Raw genomic sequence first — 2,632 nt, forward strand, 5'->3', positions numbered from 1 at the left:
AGCGCATAGAGTCCGGCCGTCAGATACAGTTCCTTGAACACGAACATCCCGACGTACACGACGTTCACGACAATCCACAGCCCCCACGACGCGATGTAGCGCCGCGCGGTCCAGTATTGCGCGACGAGGCTGAACGCAGTCAGCGACGCATCGACGAACGGCAGCGCCGCATCGGTCCAGCGCGCCATCATGCCACCGAGCAGCGCGCTGCCGACGACGGCCGCGATCAGGTCGGGTAGCATCTGCAGCGGCCGCACGCCCGTGACGGGTGCCACGTCACCGGCCGGTGCCGCGCTGCCGTCAGCCTCGCTGGCGCGCTGCGCGAGCCAGCGTTGCCAGCCGTACACCTGCAGCACCGCGAACGCGCCCTGCAGCAGCATGTCCGAATACAGCTTCGCGTCGAAGAAGATCCAGCCGTACAGCGCGACCGACACGAGCCCGACCGGCCAGCACAGCATGCGCCGCTTCGCGGTCAGCCAGATCGCGAGCGCGCTGACGATCACGCCGGCGATTTCGAGTGGGGACATCGTCTGTGCTCTCCAGGATAGCTGCCGGGGCCGCGCGTCACGCGGCCGGTTCCGGACGGTCAGAAATCATAAGTCAACGACACGCGCGCGGTGCGCGGCGCACCCGGGAACAGGTACGCATCGCCCTGCTGCTCACCCGCATCGCGCCAGTAGAACTTGTTGAACAGGTTGTCCACCGACACGCGCAGCACCGTGCGATGGCCGCCGATCTTCGTCGTATAGCGCGCACCGAGATTGAACACGAACCACGACGGCACGCGCGCGGTGCCCTCCTCGTTCGCATTGCGGGCCGCACTGTACTCGACGCCGCCCAGCACGTTCAGCCCCGCGACGCCCGGCACCGCGTAATCCGCATACAGCGACGCGCGCAGCGCGGGCACGTTGATGATCTGGTGCCCTTCGTACGCCGGCGACCCCGAATCGTACGCACGGGCGCGAATCGCCGCGACGCTGGCCGTCAGCCCCAGGCGCTCGGTCACGCGCCCGGCGGCGCCCAGCTCGATCCCCTGGTGCCGCTGCGTGCCGCGCTGCACGAACGTGTAGCTCGTGCCCGATGCGTCCGGGTCGGCGAACTGGAACGGCTTGCTGATCGAGAACACGGCGGCCGTGAGGCTCAGCCGGTCGAGCCAGTCGTATTTCGCGCCGACCTCGATCTGGTGCGACTCGACGGGCGGCAGGAACGCATACGCGTTGGTCGCGCGCACCGGCGCCTGGTCGCCGAGCGACAGCGCCTTGCTGTACGACGCATACAGCGACAGCACGTTCACCGGCTTGTAGACGAGCGCCACCTGCGGCAGGAACACCGAGCGGTCGGTATGCGTCGTGTCGCCGTCGAGGCTGCTCCAGCTGCGCTGGCGCAGCAGCACCTCCTTGCCGCCCGCGAGCACCTGCCAGTGCTCGCCGATGCTGATGCGGTCGAGCCCGAACACGCCGTACTGCCACGCATCGAGGCGCGGATACGACGGGCCGGGCGAATTCGGCGACGGCGAGAACGTCGTGTCGGGCCCGTAGATGTTCTCGCTGCCCACGTAGTCGTACACGGCGTCGGCCATGCTCACGACGCGGCGCTGCACGCTCACGCCGAGCGTCAGCTCGTGCCGCAGCGGCCCCGTCGCGAACTTGCCCGTCGTGACCGCGCGCAGGTCGTCGTTGCGCCGGTATTCGCCGGGGCTGCGGAAGTCGTATACGTCGTAGTCGCCGTTCGCGCCGAAGAAGAACGGCGACGTCGCACCGGCCGTGCAACTCGCCGCGTACGAGCAGCCGTACGCGAACGCGCTGTTGTCGTCGATCATCGTGCGGCTGCGGCCGGCGGCGATGTAGGCCTTCCAGTCGTCGTTGAACTGGTAGTCGAAGCGCGCATTCAGGTTCAGCGCGTCGGTCGTTACCGGTTTTGCCCACGGCTGCGTGCCGAGCGCCTTCGACGTCGTCTTGATCGACGGCACGACGGTGCCGCCAAGCAACTGGTAGCCGGGTGCGGAACGCTGGATCCACTGCTGGAATTCGGCATTGAGTTGCAGGCTCGCGCGCGGGCTGATGTCCCAGTCGGCGGCGATCGAGCCGAACGTGCGCCGCCCGTTCGTGCCGTCGATGTAGGAGTGCATGTTCTCCTTCGCGGCATTGATCCGGAAGCCGAACTGGTTGTCGGGGCCGAAGCGGCGGCCGAGATCGACGGCCGCCGACGTCGAGCCGCGGCTGTCGACGCCGCCCGTCACGCTCGCGACGTTCGCCGAGCGCTTCGTCACGAAGTTGATCACGCCGCCCGGCGCGACGACGCCGCTGTCGATGCCCGCGAGCCCCTTCAGGATCTCGACACGCTCCTTGTTCTCGAGCGGCACGTTCTGCTCGCCGGACACCGTCAGCCCGTCGATCCGAATCGCGCTCGCGAGATCGACCGGAAAACCGCGGATCGCAAAGCCTTCGAAATAGCCGACCGGCGCATAGTCGTTGACGACCGACGCGTCGTTGCGCACGACGTCGCTCAACCGCTTCGCCTGCTGGTCGTCGAGCTGCGCGCGCGTGACGACGCTCACCGACGCCGGCGTATCGCGCAGCGGCGTGTCGTCGAGCCCCGCAACCGACGCGTTGCGTACGCGCAGCGCGTTGCC

General features: G+C 68.2%; 2 protein-coding genes. Both read right to left on the bottom strand.

Annotated elements, in window-relative coordinates:
* Positions 1 to 527 (bottom strand): nicotinamide riboside transporter PnuC (gene pnuC / locus JYJ84_RS33675; RefSeq protein WP_205190059.1); only part of this gene is annotated, 527 nt, incomplete at its 3' end.
* Positions 528 to 586: 59 nt separating this feature from the next.
* On the bottom strand, positions 587 to 2,632 hold a 2,046-nt coding region (locus tag JYJ84_RS33680), incomplete at its 5' end, for a TonB-dependent siderophore receptor (protein ID WP_275890763.1).

Origin of the sequence: Burkholderia sp. LMG 13014 (genome assembly GCF_905232215.1) — a bacterium.
Classification (GTDB): domain Bacteria; phylum Pseudomonadota; class Gammaproteobacteria; order Burkholderiales; family Burkholderiaceae; genus Burkholderia.